Below are 22,900 nucleotides of genomic sequence, written 5' to 3' on the forward strand. Positions count from 1 at the left end.
CTTTGTACCATGAATGACGAGTCAATGATTTCGCGGATTTTACAGTCGATATTTTTTAAGAATGCCAAAGGGAAAGCAGGACGTTACGCCAGAAATTCTACCCGCTTGTTTGAGCTTGCCAAAGAAGTGCTGGGAAAGCTTCAGACAGTTGGCTTCAAGGGAAATTTCGCCGAATTCCAGTCGAGTGTCCAGCTGCTGCTCCGCATGGTGAAAGCCTATGCTTCCGGCGAATATAGGGAGCTTCCTTGGAAAAGTCTGGTGTCGATAGTCGCTGTGCTCATTTATTTCGTATCTCCTATTGACCTTATTCCTGACTTCCTGCCGGTTATCGGCATCACCGACGACGTGGCCCTGGTGGTATGGCTCATCAAGACGCTGGGCGAAGATATCCGGAAGTTCGCAGACTGGGAGAAGGCTGCCAAGACAATTAATATCGGATAAAAGTTGGTCGGAGGGCTGGTTGTTATTAAAAAGAATAGTTATTTTTGTAAACATTAATAAAAGAAACAGATATGGAATCAATAACCGTTTTAGGAATTATGGGGTTGGGCGGACAGGAGATCTTCCTGGTTGCTCTGTTCGTGTTGCTTTTCTTCGGAGCAAAGAAAATCCCAGAACTTATGCGCGGTTTGGGGCAAGGTATCAATGAGTTCAAGAACGCTACTAAAGACGTTAAGGAAAATATTGAAAAAAGCATGGAAGACCCCAAATAACGCTTCCATCTTATCGAAGGTTTGATCCAGAGCCATTAAGCTACCACTTAACGGCTCTGATTCTTTATTTACAACCCCACAAAAAAATTGCCTTGAAAGAGTATCTGACGCTGGCCGAAATTCAGAGAGATCTACGTGAAAAAGGTTTGACGTGCGTCAAGTTGGTTGATCACTATTTAGAAAAAATAGAGGCTAACAAGCATCTCAATGCTTTCGTTGAAGTTTATACCGAGGAAGCAAAAAAGGCCGCCCTGGCCGTGGATGCGAAGATCGCCAATGGTACTGCCGGAAAGCTGGCAGGCATGGTGATCGGTCTTAAAGATGTACTTTCGCTGACTGGCCACGGCTTGCAGGCCGGAAGCCAGATCCTTCAAAATTATACAGCACCCTATACCGCAACCGCCGTGCAGCGGCTCATCGATGAGGACGCGATCATCATCGGACGGCAAAACTGCGACGAGTTTGCGATGGGTTCTTCGAATGAAAATTCGTCGTTCGGACCGGTGCTGAATGCCGTTAACAATTCCAAAGTACCCGGCGGGTCGTCCGGAGGTTCGGCAGTAGCCGTTCAGGCGGGGCTTTGCCATGCCTCGTTGGGAAGCGATACCGGTGGTTCAGTACGCCAGCCGGCTGCATTCTGCGGTGTGATCGGCGTGAAGCCTTCCTACGGTCGCGTTTCGCGCTACGGGCTCATTGCCTATGCGTCGTCTTTCGACTGCATCGGCCCGATTACAAAAAGTGTTGCGGACGCCGCATTGCTCCTAGAAGTAATGTCCGGTGCCGATGATTTCGATAGCACCGTTTCGGAGCGTCCGGTTCCCGCTTACACTGCAAACCTGGAATGGAAAGGCAAAGCCAAAATCGGTTATATCCGAAGCGCGGTGGAGAACGAAGCCATAGCACCGGAAATCCGGCGACAAACATCCGAAGTACTCGACCGCCTGCGCGCGGAAGGGCACGAGGTGACAGGTATCGACATGCCTTTGCTGGATTCGCTTTTACCTACCTATTATATTCTGACCACCGCCGAGGCGAGTTCGAACCTGTCGCGTTTCGACGGCGTGCGGTACGGTTACCGCAGTCCCGAATCCGTGGATTTGGAAAGCATGTACAAAAAGACTCGTACGGAAGGTTTTGGCGATGAGGTAAGGAGAAGAATACTATTGGGTACTTTCGTATTAAGTGCAAATTATTACGATGCATACTATACCAAGGCGCAACGCGTTAGAAGATTGGTGCGGGAGGAAACGAGCCGGTTTTTCGAGCAGTTCGATTTCCTGATTTCACCTGTAACACCTACCACAGCTTTTACGATTGGTGAAAAGACGGAAGATCCGTTACAAATGTATCTGGCCGATATTTTCACCGTGCAGGCGAATGTCGTGGGCAACCCTGCGGTATCTATTCCAAACGGGCTGGACGACCAGGGGATGCCGATCGGGATTCAGATCATGGCCCCTTATTTCGGCGAGGAAAAAATGCTGGCATTTGCCAACTACCTTGCTGAACTGAATAAGGAAGAGGTCGTAGCGTAACAGGCATCTAAATGTGAACGCTGTGCTGATAACCAGTGTTTTAGTGAAAAATATAATGCCAGAATTACCGGCAAAATTGTTGCGTTATTCTGAATGAGGATATTGTGTGAGTATTTAAAAATGTATTAGAGATTATTCTGATTCATCTGGCCAATTCAAACTGAAAAGGACTCTTCTATCTGTAAATGGATCATCAACAGGTACAAGCCATTGAAAACCGTGAATTGATTAACCTTCAAAAAACATTTATTAATGAGGATTTCGAAAAGAGTATTGTGGCTCGGAGCCATGTGTGCAGGGTTTTGGAATGCGCCTGTGATGGCGATGGTTCCACAGGTGAGTTTGACGTCCGGGCAGGATACAGTTGAGACTATTGCTCAGGAAGAAGATGATTTGATGCCGTCACTCCCGGAAGTCGAGGAAATCGGAGCCAATCCGGCCGTACCTCAGGAACTTTTGAAAGAGCGGTTCGCGAAGCTTGAAAAGTCGATTCCGCTTACCTATCACAAATCTTCGCACGAATTTGTAGAGTACTTTATCTACAAAAAAGCAAAATTCACGCAGACGATGATGGAGCGTATGCCGCTCTATTTTCCGCTCTTCGAAAAAGCCCTGGCGAAACACGGGCTGCCTACCGAGCTGAAATACCTTTCGATGATCGAGTCGGGCCTTAACCCGACGGTTATTTCCCACGCACGGGCGGGAGGCCTCTGGCAGTTCATGCCGGCAACGGGTCGGGAATTCGGCCTTTATCAGGACAAGTACATTGATGAACGCTTCGAGCCGGCGAAGGCGACAGAAGCCGCTTGTCTTTATCTCAAACAGCTTTATAATATCTTTGGCGACTGGGAGCTTGCACTGGCTTCGTATAATACAGGTCCGGGCAACGTGAAGCGCGCCATGCGTCGCTCGCGCGGGACTACCTTCTGGACGATCTACAATGTCCTCCCCCGCGAAACCCGATCGTATGTTCCGCAGTATGTAGCGATGAACTACATGATGAACTACGGCTACGATCACGGCATTTTCCCTGAAAACACGGAGTTTCAGATTCCGAACGATACCATTCATATCAACGGCTATATTGATCTCGCTACGTTCTGTAGCAATGCCAGTATTGATTTCGAAGTGCTCAAAAAGCTGAATCCGCAGATCACCAAGACGATACTGCCGGATCAAACGCGTGACTTCGTTTTGAAAGTGCCGAGCGTACGGTTCACTTACCTGATGAGCAACCGGGCCGCGATCATGGATTCCTGCACCCGGAAATACCTTCCTTCGGGTGTGATGGTGGCCAAAGCCGACAGCACGAAAACGGATTCGCTGGGTGGCAACGGCTCATTCCCTTACGTACTCGCATCGAACGTGCAGAATGTATCGGGTGATGAAAATTATGAAGAAGACGGCGAAGAAGAAACGATCCAGCGCAGCCGTACCAAACGCGTATCGTATACCGTCCGCCGCGGCGACAATGTTGCCGGCATTGCACGAAAGTATGGCGTATCGGTAGCGGCAGTCCGCAAATGGAACCACATTCGCCGGAACAATATTCGCAAAGGGCAGCGCCTCGTGATCTACAAAGAGGTGAAGGAGGCTGTACCCGCAACCCGTATCGCCGCCAAAGCGAGGCCACAGCAAGATGAAGAGCAAGTGGCGAAGCAGCAGCGTCATACCCGGAAACGTTATCATACCGTACAAAAAGGAGATACATTATGGATTATTTCGCAGCGATACGGTCTGGAAATCGGTCAGTTGAAAAAACGGAACAAGATCAGGGGCAACTCGATCAAGCCTGGTCAAAAACTGATTATTTCTACCTAGAAATTAACGCTTCAACATACACATACTATTTTTATGATTGCCTACGTTAACGGGATTGTAACTTATAAAGACCCAGCGTACGCTATCATCGATGTCAACGGAGTAGGTTACGAGGTCAGGATCTCATTACAGACCTACACTTCGCTCCCCGACATTGGTGCCCGGTGCAAGCTGGTAACGTTTCTCAATATACGGGAAGATGCCCACGTCCTTTACGGTTTTTGGGGGAATGATGAGAAGAAGCTTTTCCTGGATCTGACAAGCATTTCAGGAATCGGGCCGTCGACAGCGCTCGTGATGCTTTCCTCCCTTTCTTCCTCGGAAATACGTCAGGGAATCATTGATGAAGACCTGCGCCTGATACAGTCTATCAAAGGCATAGGGTCCAAGACTGCTCAACGCGTAATCCTCGAACTAAGAGACAAAATTCGAAAGGAAGAACTCGTTTCAACAGGTACTAAGTCTGCTGAAACGTCGTCGAGCGCTCTTCGGAGCGAAGCGTTGGCTGCGCTCGTTACTTTGGGTATTCCCAAACCGACGGCGGAGAAAAGTCTGGATGCCATCATCAAGCGTGAAGGGCAATCCATTAGCGTTGAAAATCTGATCAAACTAGCGTTACGTTAACCGGAACTGCAATGATATTTGGTGAAAAATTTTACAACCGTAAAATCGTGTTGATGGATTTGTTTGTAAATATAACCTTCTCTAAATAAGTACATTACCTTGTCATCAACGATTTACTCATTTCTTTTTAAGGTATTAAGCATTTCGGCCGGAGCGGTGTTACTCGTGAACGTTTCCGGCGGCAAGGGGGAGCCATATTCGGACCAGGCACAGGAATGGGCCATACTTGCGGACACGCTTAAAGAAGATTCCACCAAAAAAAACATCGACAGATCGGGCTCTCAGCTCATCATGCGATGGAAGGATTACTATTCCAACCGGATTTCAGAGCCGCGGCCGCGTTCGCCATTCTACCTGCGCGAGCCTAATAATATCTCCACAAACATTACGCTCGACAGTGCAGGGAAAGTTGCAGTGACCGAGAAAATTCAGACGCCCGGCGTGGCGACGCCCGGCGCACCGACGCCTGGTTTGGCTATACCTGGCGGTACATTAAACTATCGCTACCCCGAACGCATGGATCTTGAAACGTACGACAAGATCCAGGAAGACCGTGCATTCAAAAGCCTCCTGCGTGAGTACGCGGGCAGGCAGGACGGCAACAGTGCCATGGGCGCGCGCGGGTTGCTGCCCAAGCTGGACCTGCCGCCTGGGTTGACCAAATTACTTGGGGATGATTTCGTGAATTTCAAACCCACAGGCTTCGTGTCGCTGGATCTCGGGCTTATGCATCAGTTCCTGGATAACCCGGCTATCCCGATCCGTCAGCGCAAGAATACCCAATTCATTTTCAACGAGCAGATCAATATCAACTTTGACGCCAAGCTCGGAGACCAGCTCGGGTTTCAGACCAACTTCGATACGAAGGCCAACTTCAACTTCGAGAATGCGATCAAACTGAACTACAAAAACCCGGAAGAAAGCTTCATCCGGAAAATCGAGGCGGGTAATATCAACTGGGCGATTAACAGCCAGTTGATCCCGGGTGTTCAGAATTTGTTTGGTTTGAAGACAGAGTTTCAATTCGGACGTCTGAATGCCACTTTCGTTGCTTCTCAGCAGAAATCCAGCAAGGAGCGGATCACATTGCGCGGTGGTGCGCAAAGCCGGGACTTTGAATTGCGGGCCGATACTTACGACGAAAACCGGAACTTCTTCCTTTCCCAATATTTCCGCAACATTTACGAAAGTTCGTTGCAAAACACGCCCACGATTACTTCCGGCGTGACCGTGACGCGTCTCGAAGTGTATGTGACAAACCGTACAACCACCACCGAGTCGCTGCGTAATATCGTGGGTTTTGCTGATTTGGGCGAGCCTGCGCCGTACCGCGCCGGCAATCCTAATTTGCAGCCTGTACGTTCTACGTCACCCGCGAGCAACGACGCCAACGGCCTTTACAAGAAACTATCGGATAACACCGCTTTCCGCCAGGTCGACAATACCAATACCGCCATCGCCGGCCTCGGTCTTGAAAAAACCATCGATTATGAACTGTTACGCGGGGCGAAACGATTGATCCTCGATCGTGACTACACATTTCATCCGCAGCTTGGCTACATCTCTCTGACCAACGCGCTCCGCAACGATGAAGTCCTCGCGGTTTCCTATGAATATACCCTGAATGGTCGTGCGTTCAAGGTAGGGGAGCTGACCGAGGACTACCAGGCCAGACAGGACAATGAGGTAATCGCGCTGAAATTGCTGAAATCTTCGACCATCCGGAACAACACCAAGTTGCCGATGTGGGATTTGATGATGAAAAACATCTATTCGCTCGGAACAAGTCAAATCGATAAGCAAGGGTTTCAGTTAAGGGTTATTTATAAAGATGACCAAACCGGTATCGATAACCCCAACTTGCAGGAAAGTAGCATTGCCAATATTCCGCTGATCCGCCTCTCCGGTCTCGACCGCCTGAACCCGGTTAATGACCTGCAACCCGATGGAAACTTCGACTTTGTGGATGGTATCACGATGGATAGTAAGACAGGGCGCATTATATTCCCTGTACTCGAACCGTTTGGTAGCAACCTTTCTAGAAAATTCGGTCCCGGTGAGGACGTGTACCGGAACAAATATGTGTTCAACGAACTGTATCGCACGACGATGATCGACGCGCAGCAGGTTTCGGAGCGCAACAAGTTTTTCATCAAGGGCGCTTACCAGTCGAGTGGGGGAGCTGAGGTGCAGCTTCCGTTCGGAGTGCTGGAAACCTCGGTAACCGTGACCTCGGGCGGCGTGCCGCTTTCCCCCGGTTCGGATTATATTGTTGAAGCACAGATTGGCCGCGTACGGATTTTGAATTCCAGCGTGTTGGCTTCCGGCCGCGAGATCGTGATCGAGTACGAGCGCCCGGATATGTTCCAGAACCAGATCAGAACTTTGGTGGGAACACGCCTGGATTATGTAGTCAACCGCAACCTGAGTGTCGGTCTGACAGCCATGAAATACAAGGAGCGTACCGCGGGCTTTCTTTCGAGGGTGTCTATCGGGAACGAACCAGTGAACAACACCATGCTCGGGTTTGATGTAAACTTCCGTAAGGATGCACCGTTCCTGACCAAATGGCTGGATGCATTGCCGTTGATCCAGACCAAGGAAATGTCGTCAATCCAGTTCAAAGGGGAATTTGCCAAATTACTTCCCGGCGTTTCCAAGGATGTGAACAACCGTTCGCTCGTGGACGACTTCGAGGCCGCGCGTACGGTTTATGACCTCGCCCGTCAGCCTCAGAAATGGCGCCTGGCGGCAGTGCCTGCCAAATTCAGGGATGGATTTACGGGTAAGGACCTGAGCTATGGCTACAAACGCGCCAAGATTTCGGCCTATACCGTCGACAACATCTTCGGCGGGGCGCAGGGGCTCGGCGGAGGGTATCAACCGCCTACCAACTTCACTGATGCCGATCGCAAGTTCTATTACGAACGGCTTTACCTGCCCAACCAGATTTTCCCGAACCGTGCTATTGCGGGGTTGGTGACCTACCCGCAGCAAGTATTGGATATTGCCTATTATCCAAGCGAGCGCGGAATGTACAATTACAACACTGATCTCAATTCCGACGGCCGCATGAAAAACCCGAGGAATAATTTCGGGGCACTGAGCCGCGCGATTACCTCGGATAACGACTTTGACAATGCCAACATCGAAAGCATCGAGTTCTGGATGCTCGACCCGTTTATCAATGACTCCAAAGGTGCGATAAGGGACGGTTTTTCTGACAAACCCAATACCACCGGTGGTAAGCTGGTATTCAACCTCGGGGATATTTCAGAAGATGTAATCCCTGATGAGCGCTACAACTTTGAAAACGGTTTGCCTCTTGTACCTAAACAGGTGGGTGTAAACGTCGATTCAACGGCCTGGGGTTATGCTACCAAATCACAATACCTGATCAATGCATTCAGCAACGAAAATGGGGCGCGTCAGAAGCAGGATGTAGGTTTGGATGGTTTGACCAACGAGGAGGAGCGTGCTTTCTTTAAAACCTTCATCGATCGTCTCCCCGCCAACCTGACTGCCGAAGCACGTGCGAAAATCCTTGCTGACCCTTCCGGTGACGATTTCCAGTTCTTCCTGGGCTCCGACCTTGACGCCGAAGATAAGAAAGTGCTGGAACGCTATAAGAACTACATAGGAATGGAGAACAACTCTCCGGAAAGTCAGGGGAGATCTGTGGACGTGACACCGGCGTCGACCAATATTCCCGATGGCGAGGATATGAACGTCGATAACACTATCAACGACAATGAATCCTATTATGAATATGAGATAGACCTGAAACCGGGGCAACTTGCTGTGGGTAACGGTTATATTGTTGACAAAACAGTGAATACCGACGATGGCCAGAGCTGGTATCTCTTCCGTGTTCCTATCAAGGAGTTTTCGGGAATGGTGGGGAGTATGAATGGTTTCAAGTCGATCCGCTTTATGCGCATGTACCTGACCGATTTCCAGCAGCCGGTGGTGCTTCGTTTTGCACAATTGCAAATGGTAGGACAGCAGTATCGTAAATACACCTACAATCTTGACGCACCGGGTTTGCAGGAAGTTCCTGAGCCGTATGACGCGAAATTTACGGTGGGAACGGTGAGTATTGAGGAGAATGGTCAGGCCAATGGCGCTACGAATAAATATGTATACAAAATTCCTCCTACCTGGAAACGGGATCAGGATAATACACAGCGTCCGCCGTTGTTGCTGAATGAGCAATCGATGAGCCTTTGCGTGACCGGCCTTCGCGACGGGGATTCGCGGGCGGTTTTCAAAAATGTAAACCTCGACTTGCTTTTCCGCAAACGCCTGCGCATGTATGTACACATGCAGAACGAGCAGGACGAGGACAACATGGTGGGTGCATTTATGAGGATTGGTACCGACCTTACCCAGAACTACTACGAGATCGACCTTTCTGCCCTGAAAGCTACCAGGCCGGGGGACCGACCCGATACGGAAGTCTGGCCGGAAGGTAATGAGGTCAATATTGCATTGGCCGACCTGGTGGATGCAAAAGCGCAGCGTAACCGGCAAATTGACAAAAATCTGAGTGTGCCTTTCACCGTGATGAGCTCCGACAGAAGGTACAAACTGACCGTGGTCGGAAACCCGGATTTGAGTGCCGTGAAAGTGATGATGATCGGTATGCGTAACCCGAAATCGGTGGATGAGCGTGCGAAGTCGTTTTGTATCTGGGTGGATGAAATGCACGTCGAAGGTTTCGACGATACCGGCGGTATGGCGGCCATCGCGCAGCTGAATGCGAAACTGGCTGACTTTGCGACGTTGACCGCATCGGGCCGGATCGAGACGTTTGGTTTCGGGACCGTGCAGCAGCGCATCGGTGAGCGCACGCGGAACTTTACCTCCGAATATGGTTTCTCTTCCAATATCGCATTGGATAAATTACTGCCTGCCAACTGGGGTTTCCAGATCCCGCTGTTTGTAAGTTATGACCGACGCAATGTAAAACCGCATTTCAATCCGCTCGATCCGGATACACCATTGAATACCTCGCTGGATAACCTTCGAACGGACGAGGAACGTGATGGGTACAGGCGAATGGTAGAGGAAAATGCCGTCAAGCGAGGGTTCAACTTCTCGAACGTCCGGAAGGTCAAGACCAAACCGGGCGCGAAAAATCACTTCTTTGATTTCGAGAACTTCGCGTTCAGTTATGCATTCAGTGACGATAAGCGGAGGAATATCCTGACCCAAGAGTACAATCAGCGTGCGTACCGGGCCGGCATTTCCTACATGTATGCCAGCCAGCCCAAAGCCATTGAACCATTCAAGAAATGGAAGGCGACAGGCCGTTGGGCGGAGTTCATCAAAGAGTTTAATGTGACGCTCCTGCCGAATATGGTTTCGTTGCGTACCGACGTGGACCGCCGCTTCCTGAAAACCCAGTTGCGTAATGCCGACCTGACCACCGACGGTATTCAGCCGTTGTATGAAAAGTACTTCTGGTTTAACCGTTATTACGATTTCGGCTGGAACCTGACGCGTAATATGACCTTGACCTACGCAGCCACCGCCAACTCGATCATCGACGAGCCGGAAGGGGATATCAACACCAGCGCGAAGAAGGATTCGCTTTGGAGCAATTTCAAGAAGCTGGGGCGTATCAAGAATTTTGACCAGAAAATCGATTTGACTTACCGCCTGCCGCTCGACAAAATCCCGGTACTCGACTGGATGTCGGCCGACTACAAGCATTCGGTCGGATACAACTACCAGGCCAATGCATTGAACCTGAAAGACACAACAGGGCTGCCGTTCGGGGACATTATCAGGAACAGCCGCGAGCGGGGCGTTACCGGGAAGGTGGATTTTGTATTACTTTACAACAAACTCCGCTACCTCAAATTCGCAAACACCCCATCGGCCGCGAGAAAGAATTTTGCACGCAGCCCAGGTGATATCGAGGACATCGATATGCGTACGACCGACATTGTGAAGACTCTTACGAGGGCCTTGATGACCGTCCGCGGTATCAATGTCAGCTACTCGGTCCTGGAAACAACGGCATTGCCGGGCTATTTGAGGGCGCCTAAGTACTTCGGGCTCGATAATGCCAATGCACCTGGGCTGGGCTTTGTGCTGGGCCAGCAGGACAGGAACTTCCAGATGAAAGCGGCAGACAAGGGCTGGATTACGAAAAGCAAGCAGCAGAATATGCCGTTCCAGCAAACCATTGCCAAGAATTTCTCGGCCAATACCACACTGGAACCCTTCAAGGATTTCAGGCTGATCATCGAGGCGCGGTTGACACGGCAGGATGCTTACCAGGAATTCTACCGGCCCGATTCTACCGGCAATTTTGCGTCGCAAAGCCCGCTGCGGAATGGCCAGTTCAGCATGTCGTTTATGTCGTTCCGGACTGCATTTGCCAAAATGCGGAGAGACAATTCCTCGCCGGTATTCGACAAGTTCCGTGCGTACCGGGCTATCCTGCGCGACCGCCTGAATGCGGAGAACAAGAGTGGTGGCGAATACAACGAAACGTCGCAGGATGTATTGATTTCGGCATTCTTCGCGGCTTATACCGGTAAGGACCCGAAAACGGTGCGCACCAACCCGTTCCTGAAATTCCCGATGCCGAACTGGGATCTGAGCTATACCGGCCTTTCGTCCATTCCGGCGTTCAAACGGTTGTTCAGTTCGTTTACATTGCGGCATAAGTATATGTCCAATTACAGCGTGGGTAACTTCACCTCGTCGCTCGACTACGAGGCGCTTTATGTGAACCTGGCCGTGACGGGCTACCCGCTGTCATCAAGGCTGAACGACCTTGGGCAGTACATTCCGGTATTCGCGATGAGCACCATTACCCTTTCGGAGAAATTCCAGCCGCTCGTGGGCGTGGAGATGCGCACGCAGAGCCGCGTGACCGCGCGCGTGGAGTACAACCGCGACCGTACCATTGCGCTGAACCTTTCGAATTCACAGGTGGCAGAGCTCTTCAACCAGGACATTACGGTTAACATTGGCTTTACCAAAAACAATGTGCCGCTGCCGTTCAAGATCAATGGTGTGAAGAAGAAACTGAAAAACGATATGACGATGCAGCTTGCAATGACGTTCCGCGATACCCGCTCGATCCAGCGGAAGTTCGACGGGGAGAATATCCCGATCGCCGGAAACATCAACTTCCAGCTGCGCCCGACAGTGAATTACATGGTCAACAACCGTTTGAGCGTTCAATTCTATTTCGATCGGACGTTCAACGATCCGCTGGTTTCCAACTCATTTTACCGCGCAAGTACGGCCGGTGGCGTGCAGCTGAAGTTCAATTTGGCTGAATAATATTTTGATTTGGAAAATACAGCTTACATCATGTAATTTGCGCTCCAAAGATGTTCACTACTTACCTGATTTTATCATGAATTTTCCATCAGAACTCAAATACACAGAAGATCACGAATGGATTCGTATTGAAGGAGATACGGCAATTATCGGAATCACCGACCATGCTCAGAATGAATTGGGTGACATTGTGTATGTGGACATTAACACAGTTGGCGAAGCACTAGGCAAAGGTGATGTTTTCGGTTCAGTGGAAGCTGTGAAAACAGTATCCGACCTTTTTATCCCTGTTGCAGGTACAGTGCTTGAAGTAAACCCCGACCTCGACGGCGAGCCCGAACTTGTGAATTCCGATCCTTACGGCAGCGGATGGATGGTGAAAATCAGTCTGGCCAACCCCGGCGATCAAGACGGACTGCTTTCCGCAGAGCAGTACAAGGAATTGATAGGTGCCTGATATTAGGTTGAAGCTCCATCCGGAGCTTTTTTTTTGAAACCGGTTCTATGTTGCATCCCGGTGTTTAGTTTGAAATAAATATGAAATTGTTAGTTAGCTCGGTTCGGGTAATTGATAAGAAATCACCCATCAATGGTCAGGTGAAAGACATCCTGATCGAGGGCGGGAAGATTAAACAAATCGGCGATAACCTCGACGCAGGCAATGCCCAGGTGATCGACGGTAATGGCCTTTGCGTATCCGCAGGCTGGGTCGATATGCGCGTGCAAGGGCGTGACCCGGGTTTCGAGCATAAAGAGGATTTACATTCGGTGCGCGAAGCTGCGGCGCATGGCGGGTTTACGGAGATCGTGCTGCTGCCCAACACACAGCCGGTGGTCGATACCAAGGACACCCTCAACTACATTCGTCACAGCGGCTTCGGCGGGCTTGTGACATTGCATCCCGCGGCGGCGGTAACTAAGAAAGCCGACGGCGTGGATTTTACCGAAATGATGGACCTGCATCAGGCCGGCGCCATTGCATTTACAGACGGTGAAAACCCGGTGCAGAATGCAGATTTGCTTTTGAAAACCATCCTGTACCTGCGCCCGCTGAATGCGTTGCTGATCAACCGTCCTGAGGACCGTCAACTGACGCTTTACGGGCAGATGCACGAGGGCGTAGCCAGCACGCTCGTGGGTATGAAAGGAATGCCGTCGCTGGCGGAAGAAATGATGCTCATCCGCGACTTGAAACTGCTCGAATACGCATTAGAGAAAAATACTTACGACACTACTGCGCCGGTACTGCACGTTTCGCTGCTGTCGACCGTGCGGGGTGTTGAGCTGATCCGCGAAGCGAAGGCCAAGGGATTGCCCGTTTCAGCGGATATCGCCGCGCACCAACTGGCGTTCGAGGACAACGACCTGATCAGCTTCGATACGAACCTGAAAGTAAACCCGCCGTTCCGTTCTGCGGAGGATAATGCAGCATTGCGCCAGGGTTTGGCAGACGGTACCATCGATACCATTGTGTCAGATCACAATCCACACGACGAGGAAAGCAAAAACCTGGAATTCGACCACGCCGATTTTGGTATTACCGCATTAGAAACGGCATTCGCCCTGTCGGTAATGCACAGTGGACTGGTGGTGGACGATATTGTGGAGAAACTGACCGTGCAGCCACGTCGTATTTTGCGCCTGCCCGAGGTAAGCGTAGCAGAAGGCGCTGCGGCCAATCTCACATTCTTCGATCCGAATAGCGAATGGATATTCGGCAGGAGCTATTCCAAATCCAAGAATACACCGTTCCTGGGACAGACGCTGAGAGGGAAGGTAAGAGGCGTGATCAATCATGGTAAACAGGAGTGGTTCAAATGAATTCGATTTTAGGCTATTTTAATAAACCTATTTTAAAACTGTCGCTGCTTTTCGGGCTGGCGCTGGGCATTTTGGTCTTTGCGTTTTTCCTCGGCTTGTATGCGATGGGCATTGTGCCGCTGGGGAATAACAAGGTGCTTGACATCGGTATTCACATTATCCTCATCGCGGGCGCTTGCTGGTACTACCGCAAGAAAGTCGGGAACGGCCTTTTGCATTTGTGGGAAGCATTAACCATCGGTTACGTTGTAAATACCGTTGGTGCATTGATCGCCGGCTGGCTGATCTATTTTTTTGTAACTTACGTCGATCCGTCTGTTTTTGCGGACTACATTGCCCAGATGAAGGACCTGATGCTGCAAGGCAAAGCCGAGCTCGTCAAGAATATCGGGGAGGCCGAGTTTCAGAAGATGTTTAATGGTGTGGGAGACATGAAGACCTCGGAAATCATCACGGACGAAGTAGGAAAGAAAACAGTCATGTTGATCATTCCGATCCTGGTCATCTCGCTGATTTTGAGAAAACAGGATTACAGCATCATTCAAAACAACAAATCTTAAACCTTCATGGAAGAAAAAACCTCTACCGCTCGTGTTGCCCTGAAATATGGCCTTTTGGCGGCCGTTGTAACGATGGTGTATTCGACGATCCTGTACGTAGCCGGACTAGGGTCAAACAGAATATTAGCCTCGGTGACGTATGTTTTTATGATCGTCGCGATCGTTCTGGCCATGAAGGATTTCCGCGAGAAGAATGGAGGGTTTATCAGCTATGGCGAAGGGCTGGGGCTTGGATCGCTTACGTCGGGCGTGCTGGGTTTGCTGAGCTCGGCATTTACGATTTTCTATATCCAGTTTATCGACTCGAATATGCTCACACAGAGCCTCGACCAGATGCGCGAAGAGCTGGAAGGAAAAGGGATGGATGATGCGCAAATCGAGCAAGCGCTGGAAATGTCCCAGAAATTTATGTCGCCCGGCATCATGTTCGTGACGGTGGTTTTCGGCTACCTGATCATGGGCTTCATTTTCTCGCTGATTATCGCCGCCATTATGCGGAAGGAAAAGCCGGTTTTCGAGTAACCGATTCCTGAAAAGACGTTATTAAAATCCCCGAATAGTGTTAGCAATCTTCCGAAAAGAGGTAGCCAGTTTTTTCAACTCATTGATCGCCTACATCGTGATGGCGGTCTTTCTGACGACCATAGGCCTGATCGTATGGGTTTTCCCGGATTCCAACATCCTGGACTATGGTTATGCCGACCTCGGCTCTTTTTTCGGCCTCGCACCTTATGTTCTGATCTTCCTCATCCCGGCCATTACGATGCGTTCGCTGGCCGAGGAATCGCGCAATGGGACGCTGGAATTGCTCCTTACCAAGCCTATCCGGAACATCGATCTCGTACTCGGCAAGTTTCTGGCCAACTGGGTACTCGTTGTGCTTACATTGCTACCGACGCTCATTTATTATTACAGTGTTTATAAACTCGGCAATCCGGTCGGCGACGTGGATTCTGCGGCCGTGGCCGGCTCGTACCTTGGCCTGCTGCTGCTCAGCGGTGTGCTCGTGGCGATGGGTGTTTGGGCATCTTCCTTGAATGATAACCAGATCGTCGCATTCATCCTCGGCGTGTTCCTCGCATTCATCTGGTATGTGGGTTTCGGTGCCGTTTCGGGCATGTTTGGCGATGGTTTTGCGGCTAATTTGCTCTCCGGTATAGCCCTGGACGTTCAATACCAGGCGTTGGGTAAAGGGCTCGTCGATTCCCGCAATGTGATCTATCTCCTTAGCCTGATCATCTTCTTTATCTTCCTCACACTCTGGCGTGTAGAGAGCCTCCGCAAGTAAGGCGCGCATCTGGTATAAGTATTAGGGTTGCCGATCTATGGAGGGCTGCTGTTCGTATATGACTAAAAGCACACTACGATGGCGAACTCAGACAGACAATCCGGAATGCAGCTCATTCCCCCCTCTTTAGTGATTTCCTTCCTGTATGGCGACGAGGCAATAATTTGGTATGGCCCGTCGAGGCGTGTAGGAAAATTTACTAGATTGCCACTAACTAATTTACAATTAAATGTTAAGCGACTCTTGGCGACCAGCAAGGTAAAATACTCGGAAGAGGAATTGGTGCCAGCTCTGAAAAGAAACGAGCGAAGCGCCTTCGAATTCCTGTACGACCATTACTCAGGAGCTTTGTTTAATATCATTTCAAAAACGTTGAAGGATGAGGAGAAAGCCGCAGATGTATTGCAGGAATGCTTTCTGAAGATTTGGAAGAATATCGCTTCCTATGACCCCGAGAAAGGACGATTGTTTACATGGATTATGAATATCGCGCGGAATGGTGCGATAGACGCAGTCAGGGCGGAGGGCCGGAAACCGGCAATGGATGATATTGAGAACACGGTGGTCCTTAATGAGAAGGATGCGTACGAAGATTCACAAGCAATCAGTTCGGACATGAAGGCGATCGTCGACATGCTCCGGCCCGAACGGAAGATACTCATCGACATGGCCTATTTCCAGGGCTACACGCATGAGGAAATTTCGGAAGAGCTGAGCATTCCGCTCGGTACCGTGAAATCGCGGATCCGGACCGCATTACAAGAGTTAAAACAATACTTTGCAGTATGAATATCCAAGCCTATATAGAGTCCGGTATATTGGAGGAATATGTATTGGGCACTGTTACTCCCCAGGAGAAGCAGGAGGTGGAGTGTATGTCGCATATTTACCCTGAAATCAAGGAAGAGCTGTTGCGTACCGAAAGTGCATTGGAAGAATATGCGCTGAAACACCAGGCAACACCCCCGCCGGCCTTGAAGGAGTCGATTTTTGCACAAATGAATTTCGAAGCCCCGGCCGAAGCACCGGAAGCGGAGGATGTGACAGAACAGCAGACTGTAAGCCAACCTGACGCCGCTGCGCCCATCGAGCCCGCACAGCCCGAAGCGCGCGTGATCGACCATGCATTCGGGCGCGGGGAGGCGCAGGTAGTGACGCCCGCGTGGGCGAAGCTGGCCGTAGCTGCTGCTGTATTTCTGGCGATTTTTGCAGGATGGTCTTTCATGCAAATGACCGATATGAAGAATGCGAACAATGAAGCGGTGGCCAAAGTGGAAAGTATGGAAGCCGATATGGCGGCTATGAAAAGCCAGGCCGACTATAACCAGGCGCTTGCCGCATTGTTCCGGAGCCCGTCGTACAAGCACGTGCACATGGCCGGATTGCCGAAATCGCCTGAAAGCGCCGTTTCCGCGTTCTGGAACACGCAAACGAACGAGGTGCTGATCGACGTGCAGAACCTCCCCGCCGCGCCCCAGGGCAAGCAATACCAGCTTTGGAGCATCGTGGATGGCAAGCCTGTCGATATCGGGATGATCGACAATGCATTCACAGGCAAAGTCCTGAAAATGAAAAATACCAAAGCCGGTTCCGTCGCATTTGCTATTACACTGGAAAAAGAAGGCGGCAACCCGACCCCTACGATGGAGGAAATGTATGTGATGGGGAAAGTGGTGTAGAAAGAATAGTTGAGAAATGTCAGCTGTAAAATGTCAGCCTGAGCGAAGTCGAAGGCAGTCCGAACGGGCACATTGTGCATGCGCTTCGACTGCGCTCAGCGTGACATCGCACAAGAAACCCAGTATATATGAAGCGTAGTAGTTTTTTAAAAAGTATCGCACTCAGTGGTGCACTAGTTACTAATATCGATAAAGGTTCGGGCACGGAGTCCGGACCTTTGTCGCAAGAAAGTAAGTCCAAAGCCACGCTCAATGCCGACCTAGTCATCGCCGGCGGCGGCCTCGGCGGATGCGCCGCCGCATTGGCCGCATTGCGCAATGGCCTTTCGGTAATCCTTACCGAAGAAACCGATTGGATCGGCGGGCAGGTATCGCAGCAGGGCGTCCCGCCCGACGAGCATCCATGGATCGAAACGCACGGCGCCACGAAGGCCTACCGGCAGTTCCGCACCGCCGTGCGCGAGTATTACCAGAAAAACTACCCGCTCACCGATGATGCCAGGAGCCGCAAGAACCTCAACCCGGGTGACGGATCGGTATCGAAGCTGTGCCACGAGCCGCGCGTGGCCGTAGCCGTGCTCACGGACATGCTCAACCCGTACCTGAGCACCGGCAAGCTCACCTTGTTGCTGGAACACAAAATCGTGTCTGCCGACGTGAAAGGAGCCAAGGTGCAATCGCTCACCGCCCAGAACCGCCGCAACAAGGCATTGCTCACCCTTACAGCGCCCTATTTCGCGGACGCTACCGAGCTCGGCGACCTGCTGCCCATGACCGGCACCGAGTTCGTCACCGGCGCCGAATCCAAAGCCGAAACCGGCGAATTCCACGCCCCCGAAAAAGCCGATCCCAACAACGTGCAGGCATTCACCGTCTGCTACGCGATCGACTACCGCCCGGGCGAAAACCACGTGATCGAAAAGCCGCGGGAATATGATTTCTGGAAGAATTACGTCCCCAAAATGACCAAACCCTGGTCGGGCAGGCTGCTGGACCTTTCCTACTCCAACCCCAAAACCCTCGAACCGAAACAGCTGGGCTTCCACCCGGAAGGCATTCCGACCGGCAATAACCTCAATCTCTGGCTCTACCGCCGCATTATCAACAAAGCCAACTTCGCCCCTGGCACCTACGCCGGCGACATTACCATCGTCAACTGGCCGCAAAACGACTACACCCTCGGCAACCTCATCAGCCCCAGCGAAAAGGACTTCGACAAGCATTTCGAACGCGGCAAGCAGCTCAGCCTCTCGCTCCTGTACTGGCTCCAAACCGAGGCCCCACGCCCAGACGGCGGCAAAGGCTGGCCCGGCATCCGCCTCCGCAAAGACGTCATGGGCACCGAAGACGGCCTCGCCAAATACCCCTACGTCCGCGAATCGCGGCGCATCAAGGCGCTATTTACTATCAAGGAAGAGCACGTTGGTGCTGAGCAGCGGGCTTCCATCACCGGGCAATCTACCGGCGTGAAAGCCGCTGCATTTGAAGACAGCGTTGGGATTGGCTATTACCACATTGATTTGCACCCGAGCACCAGCGGGGATAATTACATTGATTTCGGGTCATTGCCGTTTCAGATTCCTTTGGGCGCGCTGCTGCCTGTGCGGATGGAGAATATTTTGCCTGCTAATAAGAATATTGGCACCACGCATATTACGAATGGGTGTTACCGGTTGCATCCGGTGGAGTGGAGCATTGGGGAGGCTGTGGGGTTGTTGGTGGGGTTTGCTTTGTCTCGGAAGGTGCTTCCGCGGGGTGTGAGGGAGGATAAGGGGTTGTTGGAGGGATTTCAGGGGATTGTGAAAGGGGAGGGGGGTGAGTTGGAGTGGAAGGGGTGAAATTAAATGTTTTTAAATTATACATCTCGAAATACATTCCTATATTTGGAGGGTACATATTTTAGTTTCGCATACGAAATGCAATTTGATTCCTTTCTCAGCGTCTACGAAGCGGCGGAGCAAATCCACTGCTCTCCTCAGCATATCAGGAAGTTACTTAGAGCTGGCGAGCTCGCCGGTTCGAAAATGGGGGACACTTGGTTAGTCTCAACGGAATCGGTGGATAACTATTCCTTAACCGGTAAAAAAGCGAATGGCCACATTAACGATCAAAAGTCTTTCATTAAGCCGAAAAAGGGCAAGATGAAAGCGCTAAGTTTTTTCTCAGGGGCAATGGGTTTGGATATTGGCTTGGAAAAGGCCGGCATCGAAACCTTACTAGCTTGCGAATTCGATAAAGCCAGTCGGGTTACGATACATACAAATAGGCCTAACTTGGCCTTAATAGGAGATATATTAGACTACTCGGCCGAAGACGTTTTGCATTTTGCTGGATTGAAAAATAAGCATGACGTCGACCTTATTGTGGGAGGGCCTCCATGCCAGGCTTTCAGTACGGCAGGAAAAAGGCTTGGTTTTCAAGACCATCGCGGAAACGTTTTTCTAAAATATCTTGAATTTATTGAGACAATTCGACCACGTTATGCAGTCATTGAGAATGTTAGAGGCCTACTCTCTTCTGCTATTAATATTGACGATCCATTTTTGGAAAGTATCGGTCTGCCAATCCAAGGGAAGCCAGGCTCATCCCTATTCTACGTGAAAAAGAGGCTAGAAAACGCAGGTTACTCAATTACATTCAACCTATATAATTCTGCAAACTTTGGAACACCGCAGATAAGGGAGCGCGTGGTGCTCATAGCTACATTAGACGACAGCCCAGTACCGTTTCTGACCCCGACACATGACGAATTTGGACGCTATGGCCTTGAACCTTGGAGAACGTTTGGCGAAGCAGTTAAAGGATTGCCTGAAAATGAGAAAGACTTTATTAAGTACTCAGAAAAGCGGCTTCGATTTTTAAGAATGCTCGGGCCTGGCCAAAATTGGAGAGATCTGCCAAAAGAGATTCAGCCCGAAGCAATGGGGAAATCCTATCTCCTTGGCGGCGGGAAAACTGGTTTCTATCGGCGACTGGATTGGGATCGGCCTTCCCCAACAGTTGTAACACATCCTACAATGCCAGCGACTGAATTAGCGCATCCGGAGGAAGATCGTCCTTTGAGTGTACAGGAATATAAGCGCATTCAGCAATTTCCAGACGAATGGAAGATTTGTGGGAAAATTACAGATCAATACCGGCAAATAGGGAATGCTGTACCTGTGGGTTTAGGTGAAGCAATTGGAAAAACTATATTAGCGCATAGCCAAGGGAAGAACAGTAAGAATTTGGATAAATTCTCCTATTCACGTTACAAGAATACTGGTGACAGTGAATTTATTAAGAGCTTTGTTGATCAGTTCAAACAATCTTCATCTGAACCATATCAGTTAGCATTTGAGTTTTGAAATGATTGACTTAATTGATTGTCTCTATCTTCTTTACGGAAACTTGTCGAATTCCTCAATATAATTTAGTATGGCCCTAAGGCAACTGGGTAATTCTTTTTTTACTTCATGGTCCCAAAATCTCATAACATGCCACCCACTCGCCGCTAGTAAACGATTATTCAACATGTCCCGCTGCATATTCTTTTCGATTTTCGGAATCCAAAAGTTAGCGTTAGATTTAATTTTTTTTCTTTTCGCTTCCCAATTGTGCCCATGCCAGAATTCACCATCGATAAATATTACTAGTTGGTACTTAGGAAGTACTATATCGGGCGCTCCTGGCAGCCGAGTGTCATTTTTCCTAAATCGTAGTCCGAGCCCCCATAAAATCTTCCTCAAACGAACTTCGGAAACAGTATTTTTTCCCCTGATGCGACTCATGAGTTTAGAGCTAGCATTAGTGGCATGGAAGCCGTTTTTCGCCTCGAACCTCAATATAGGTTTTTCATTCAGATGATTTTCCATGACTGTTAGGTTCGCGAAGTGTGACAACAGCAGATCCTTTCATAAATTGCATCAAAAACCTTACCATACCTCACCTCTTTTAATACTATATTGAAATATGGATCTCCAACAGTTTACTTTAATCGAAAATTTCATACATGAGGAAGTAGTGAAACTACATGAAAATAGGTACAAGAAGCTAAAAGCCTTGACGTTGGGAGATATTGTATATCGGAAGAACCTATACATGTTTAAAGCTAAGTATTTATTAACCGCTGATGAAGTGGTTAAGAGTATCATCAGCGCATACATATCATCTAGTGAAGAAAGTACATTCGGTAATTTGCTCGAACAGGTTGCAATAAAAGTGAGCGAAATTCTGGAAGGAGGAAAAAAGTCTTCATCTAAGGCGGCCGATTTGGAGTTAGATCGCAATGGCATCAGGTATTTAGTTAATATTAAAAGTGGCCCAAATTGGGGCAATAGTAGTCAGATTGCTAAGATGATTGACAATTTTAAGAATGCACAGCGCACACTGCGAACCAGCAACGCAAACATAAATGTTAGATTTATTAATGGCTGTTGCTACGGTGTTGATGACACACCAAACAAGCTAGAATACGAGAAATTGTGTGGACAGAGATTTTGGGAATTTTTAACAGAGGAGGCTGATTTTTATCTTCGACTAATTGAGCCACTTGGATTCCAAGCGAAGGAAAAATCGGAACTTTTCAATGAATTGTATACTCAAAAAGTTAATATTTTTACTGGCGAGTTTATTAAATCTTTTGTTGACGACGGATTAATAAATTGGGAGAAGCTGATTTCAGCTGGATCGGCTATCCGAAGAAGATAACCGTTTTAGTCGAATTTGAAGACGGTAATAATTGCTCATCATTACCGTCTTTCTATCAGCCTCTCCAACCGCTCCATCATCTCATCCTTCTCCTTCAACATCCGCTCGTACAAAGCAATCTTCTCCTCATGAAGCTGCATGAGTTTATCAATAGGATGGAAGGTTGGGTTATTATTAAAAACGGCTGCATTGTCGTTGAAGGTGCTTGAAATCACATTCACCGCCTTCTCCTCATCAAAATTCCGAATCGCTTCCACAGGGATTTTCAGTATCGCTGCTACTTGTTCCAAAATGTCGGAATCGATCTTTTCGCGTTGTTCGAGGGTGGAGATTCTTTGCTGGTTCCAATCGCTGCCGAGCTCGAAGGCGAGTACGTCCTGTTTGATGCCGAGCATTTCGCGGAAACGTTTTACGTTGCGGCCTTCGTGGATCTTCGGGTTGGAGGTAGTATGTGTCATACCGGCGCTATTTCGTTGAAAAGGCAATTTATATAAATCCATCGGGAAGTGTTCCGGTAATTTACAGGTATTTCGGCGTAAGTTACGGCGCTTGCGGGTTGGGTACGGGTTGCAGCAATGCGTGCTTTACGGAAAACGTAAATGGAGATGCACACAAAAACACACTCTATCGAATCCACGGATTCGACCTTGCTGGCATATGGCCGCGAGGTAGGCAAGCTCCTGAGCAGCAGCAGCGCCGAAAGCTGGCGCGACGAACTTTGGACGATGTTCACCGGCTACATCATCTCCCTCAAAGAACAAGGCCACGCGCCGGAGCTTTGCGATACTTACTTTTCGTTTAAGGAGTTGGTGGAGTTTTTTGCGAATGTGGGGCGGATTTAGGCGAGGGGAGGAGGTGGAAA

At 49.7% G+C, this 22,900-nt stretch carries 19 protein-coding genes; 17 read left to right on the forward strand and 2 right to left on the reverse strand.

What is annotated here, in order from left to right:
• Positions 1 to 24 precede the first annotated feature (24 nt).
• The 15 genes from J7619_RS22015 to J7619_RS22085 all read left to right on the forward strand — a co-directional run bounded on the left by J7619_RS22015 (position 25) and on the right by J7619_RS22085 (position 20,696).
• Positions 25 to 441, forward strand: coding sequence for a YkvA family protein (locus J7619_RS22015; protein WP_409012759.1), 417 nt, complete (start codon positions 25 to 27; stop codon positions 439 to 441).
• Positions 442 to 512: 71 nt separating this feature from the next.
• Complete coding sequence (locus J7619_RS22020; protein WP_015813903.1) at positions 513 to 713, forward strand: twin-arginine translocase TatA/TatE family subunit; 201 nt, start codon at positions 513 to 515, stop codon at positions 711 to 713.
• A 92-nt stretch (positions 714 to 805) separates the two neighbouring features.
• Complete coding sequence (gatA, locus tag J7619_RS22025; RefSeq protein WP_291203757.1) at positions 806 to 2,248, forward strand: Asp-tRNA(Asn)/Glu-tRNA(Gln) amidotransferase subunit GatA; 1,443 nt, start codon at positions 806 to 808, stop codon at positions 2,246 to 2,248.
• A 252-nt stretch (positions 2,249 to 2,500) separates the two neighbouring features.
• Entirely contained in the window at positions 2,501 to 4,069 is a 1,569-nt protein-coding gene (locus tag J7619_RS22030; RefSeq protein WP_291203761.1) for a lytic transglycosylase domain-containing protein, read from the forward strand.
• A 33-nt stretch (positions 4,070 to 4,102) separates the two neighbouring features.
• On the forward strand, positions 4,103 to 4,693 hold the full coding sequence (ruvA, locus tag J7619_RS22035) for a Holliday junction branch migration protein RuvA (RefSeq protein ID WP_291203764.1): 591 nt from the start codon (positions 4,103 to 4,105) through the stop codon (positions 4,691 to 4,693).
• A gap of 99 nt (positions 4,694 to 4,792) precedes the next feature.
• Positions 4,793 to 12,001, forward strand: coding sequence for a cell surface protein SprA (gene sprA / locus J7619_RS22040; protein WP_291203767.1), 7,209 nt, complete (start codon positions 4,793 to 4,795; stop codon positions 11,999 to 12,001).
• Between the two features lie 76 nt (positions 12,002 to 12,077).
• Positions 12,078 to 12,458 carry a glycine cleavage system protein GcvH gene (gene gcvH, locus J7619_RS22045; protein WP_291203770.1) on the forward strand — a complete coding sequence of 127 codons (381 nt, stop codon included), beginning with the start codon at positions 12,078 to 12,080 and terminating at the stop codon, positions 12,456 to 12,458.
• Between the two features lie 80 nt (positions 12,459 to 12,538).
• Positions 12,539 to 13,822, forward strand: coding sequence for a dihydroorotase family protein (locus J7619_RS22050; RefSeq protein ID WP_291203773.1), 1,284 nt, complete (start codon positions 12,539 to 12,541; stop codon positions 13,820 to 13,822).
• Positions 13,819 to 14,382 carry a DUF4199 domain-containing protein gene (locus J7619_RS22055; protein ID WP_291203776.1) on the forward strand — a complete coding sequence of 188 codons (564 nt, stop codon included), beginning with the start codon at positions 13,819 to 13,821 and terminating at the stop codon, positions 14,380 to 14,382. The genes J7619_RS22050 and J7619_RS22055 overlap by 4 nt, the downstream gene beginning before the upstream one ends.
• 6 nt (positions 14,383 to 14,388) lie before the next feature.
• A complete protein-coding gene (locus J7619_RS22060; protein ID WP_291203779.1) occupies positions 14,389 to 14,904 on the forward strand; it encodes a DUF4199 domain-containing protein in 516 nt (171 codons plus the stop codon).
• Positions 14,905 to 14,941: 37 nt separating this feature from the next.
• Positions 14,942 to 15,670 carry a gliding motility-associated ABC transporter permease subunit GldF gene (gene gldF, locus J7619_RS22065; RefSeq protein WP_291203782.1) on the forward strand — a complete coding sequence of 243 codons (729 nt, stop codon included), beginning with the start codon at positions 14,942 to 14,944 and terminating at the stop codon, positions 15,668 to 15,670.
• Positions 15,671 to 15,913: 243 nt separating this feature from the next.
• Positions 15,914 to 16,459 carry an RNA polymerase sigma factor gene (locus tag J7619_RS22070; RefSeq protein ID WP_291203784.1) on the forward strand — a complete coding sequence of 182 codons (546 nt, stop codon included), beginning with the start codon at positions 15,914 to 15,916 and terminating at the stop codon, positions 16,457 to 16,459.
• Complete coding sequence (locus J7619_RS22075; RefSeq protein ID WP_291203787.1) at positions 16,456 to 17,349, forward strand: anti-sigma factor; 894 nt, start codon at positions 16,456 to 16,458, stop codon at positions 17,347 to 17,349. The genes J7619_RS22070 and J7619_RS22075 overlap by 4 nt, the downstream gene beginning before the upstream one ends.
• Positions 17,350 to 17,477: 128 nt before the next feature.
• Positions 17,478 to 19,187 (forward strand): FAD-dependent oxidoreductase, encoded by a 1,710-nt coding sequence (locus J7619_RS22080; RefSeq protein WP_291203789.1) that lies wholly within the window; start codon positions 17,478 to 17,480, stop codon positions 19,185 to 19,187.
• 78 nt (positions 19,188 to 19,265) lie between these two features.
• Positions 19,266 to 20,696, forward strand: coding sequence for a DNA cytosine methyltransferase (locus J7619_RS22085; protein ID WP_291203792.1), 1,431 nt, complete (start codon positions 19,266 to 19,268; stop codon positions 20,694 to 20,696).
• A 33-nt stretch (positions 20,697 to 20,729) separates the two neighbouring features.
• Here the strand turns inward: J7619_RS22085 and J7619_RS22090 are convergent, their stop codons facing one another.
• Positions 20,730 to 21,203 carry a very short patch repair endonuclease gene (locus tag J7619_RS22090; RefSeq protein ID WP_291203794.1) on the reverse strand — a complete coding sequence of 158 codons (474 nt, stop codon included), beginning with the start codon at positions 21,201 to 21,203 and terminating at the stop codon, positions 20,730 to 20,732.
• Between the two features lie 97 nt (positions 21,204 to 21,300).
• Between J7619_RS22090 and J7619_RS22095 the strand changes: the two genes are divergently transcribed.
• Positions 21,301 to 22,038, forward strand: a complete 738-nt coding sequence (locus J7619_RS22095) for a PmeII family type II restriction endonuclease (protein WP_291203797.1) — start codon at positions 21,301 to 21,303, stop codon at positions 22,036 to 22,038.
• Positions 22,039 to 22,079: 41 nt separating this feature from the next.
• On the opposite strand, the gene J7619_RS22100 is transcribed toward J7619_RS22095, so the two are convergent.
• A complete protein-coding gene (locus J7619_RS22100) occupies positions 22,080 to 22,496 on the reverse strand; it encodes an XRE family transcriptional regulator (RefSeq protein ID WP_291203800.1) in 417 nt (138 codons plus the stop codon).
• Between the two features lie 147 nt (positions 22,497 to 22,643).
• Between J7619_RS22100 and J7619_RS22105 the strand changes: the two genes are divergently transcribed.
• The gene (locus J7619_RS22105; RefSeq protein ID WP_291203803.1) at positions 22,644 to 22,880 is read left to right on the forward strand and encodes a hypothetical protein; all 237 of its coding nucleotides are present in this window, start codon (positions 22,644 to 22,646) and stop codon (positions 22,878 to 22,880) included.
• Positions 22,881 to 22,900 lie beyond the last annotated feature (20 nt).

Source organism: Dyadobacter sp., assembly GCF_017744695.1.
Taxonomy (GTDB): Bacteria; Bacteroidota; Bacteroidia; order Cytophagales; family Spirosomataceae; genus Dyadobacter.

Coding starts and splice junctions, on each gene's coding strand:
- ruvA (WP_291203764.1), top strand. CDS start 4,103: ATGATTGCCTACGTTAACGGGATTGTAACTTATAAAGACCCAGCGTAC.
- J7619_RS22015 (WP_409012759.1), top strand. CDS start 25: ATGATTTCGCGGATTTTACAGTCGATATTTTTTAAGAATGCCAAAGGG.
- J7619_RS22100 (WP_291203800.1), bottom strand. CDS start 22,496: ATGACACATACTACCTCCAACCCGAAGATCCACGAAGGCCGCAACGTA.
- J7619_RS22030 (WP_291203761.1), top strand. CDS start 2,501: ATGAGGATTTCGAAAAGAGTATTGTGGCTCGGAGCCATGTGTGCAGGG.
- J7619_RS22055 (WP_291203776.1), top strand. CDS start 13,819: ATGAATTCGATTTTAGGCTATTTTAATAAACCTATTTTAAAACTGTCG.
- J7619_RS22095 (WP_291203797.1), top strand. CDS start 21,301: ATGGATCTCCAACAGTTTACTTTAATCGAAAATTTCATACATGAGGAA.
- J7619_RS22020 (WP_015813903.1), top strand. CDS start 513: ATGGAATCAATAACCGTTTTAGGAATTATGGGGTTGGGCGGACAGGAG.
- J7619_RS22105 (WP_291203803.1), top strand. CDS start 22,644: ATGCACACAAAAACACACTCTATCGAATCCACGGATTCGACCTTGCTG.
- J7619_RS22075 (WP_291203787.1), top strand. CDS start 16,456: ATGAATATCCAAGCCTATATAGAGTCCGGTATATTGGAGGAATATGTA.
- J7619_RS22060 (WP_291203779.1), top strand. CDS start 14,389: ATGGAAGAAAAAACCTCTACCGCTCGTGTTGCCCTGAAATATGGCCTT.
- gcvH (WP_291203770.1), top strand. CDS start 12,078: ATGAATTTTCCATCAGAACTCAAATACACAGAAGATCACGAATGGATT.
- J7619_RS22090 (WP_291203794.1), bottom strand. CDS start 21,203: ATGGAAAATCATCTGAATGAAAAACCTATATTGAGGTTCGAGGCGAAA.
- J7619_RS22085 (WP_291203792.1), top strand. CDS start 19,266: ATGCAATTTGATTCCTTTCTCAGCGTCTACGAAGCGGCGGAGCAAATC.
- J7619_RS22050 (WP_291203773.1), top strand. CDS start 12,539: ATGAAATTGTTAGTTAGCTCGGTTCGGGTAATTGATAAGAAATCACCC.
- J7619_RS22080 (WP_291203789.1), top strand. CDS start 17,478: ATGAAGCGTAGTAGTTTTTTAAAAAGTATCGCACTCAGTGGTGCACTA.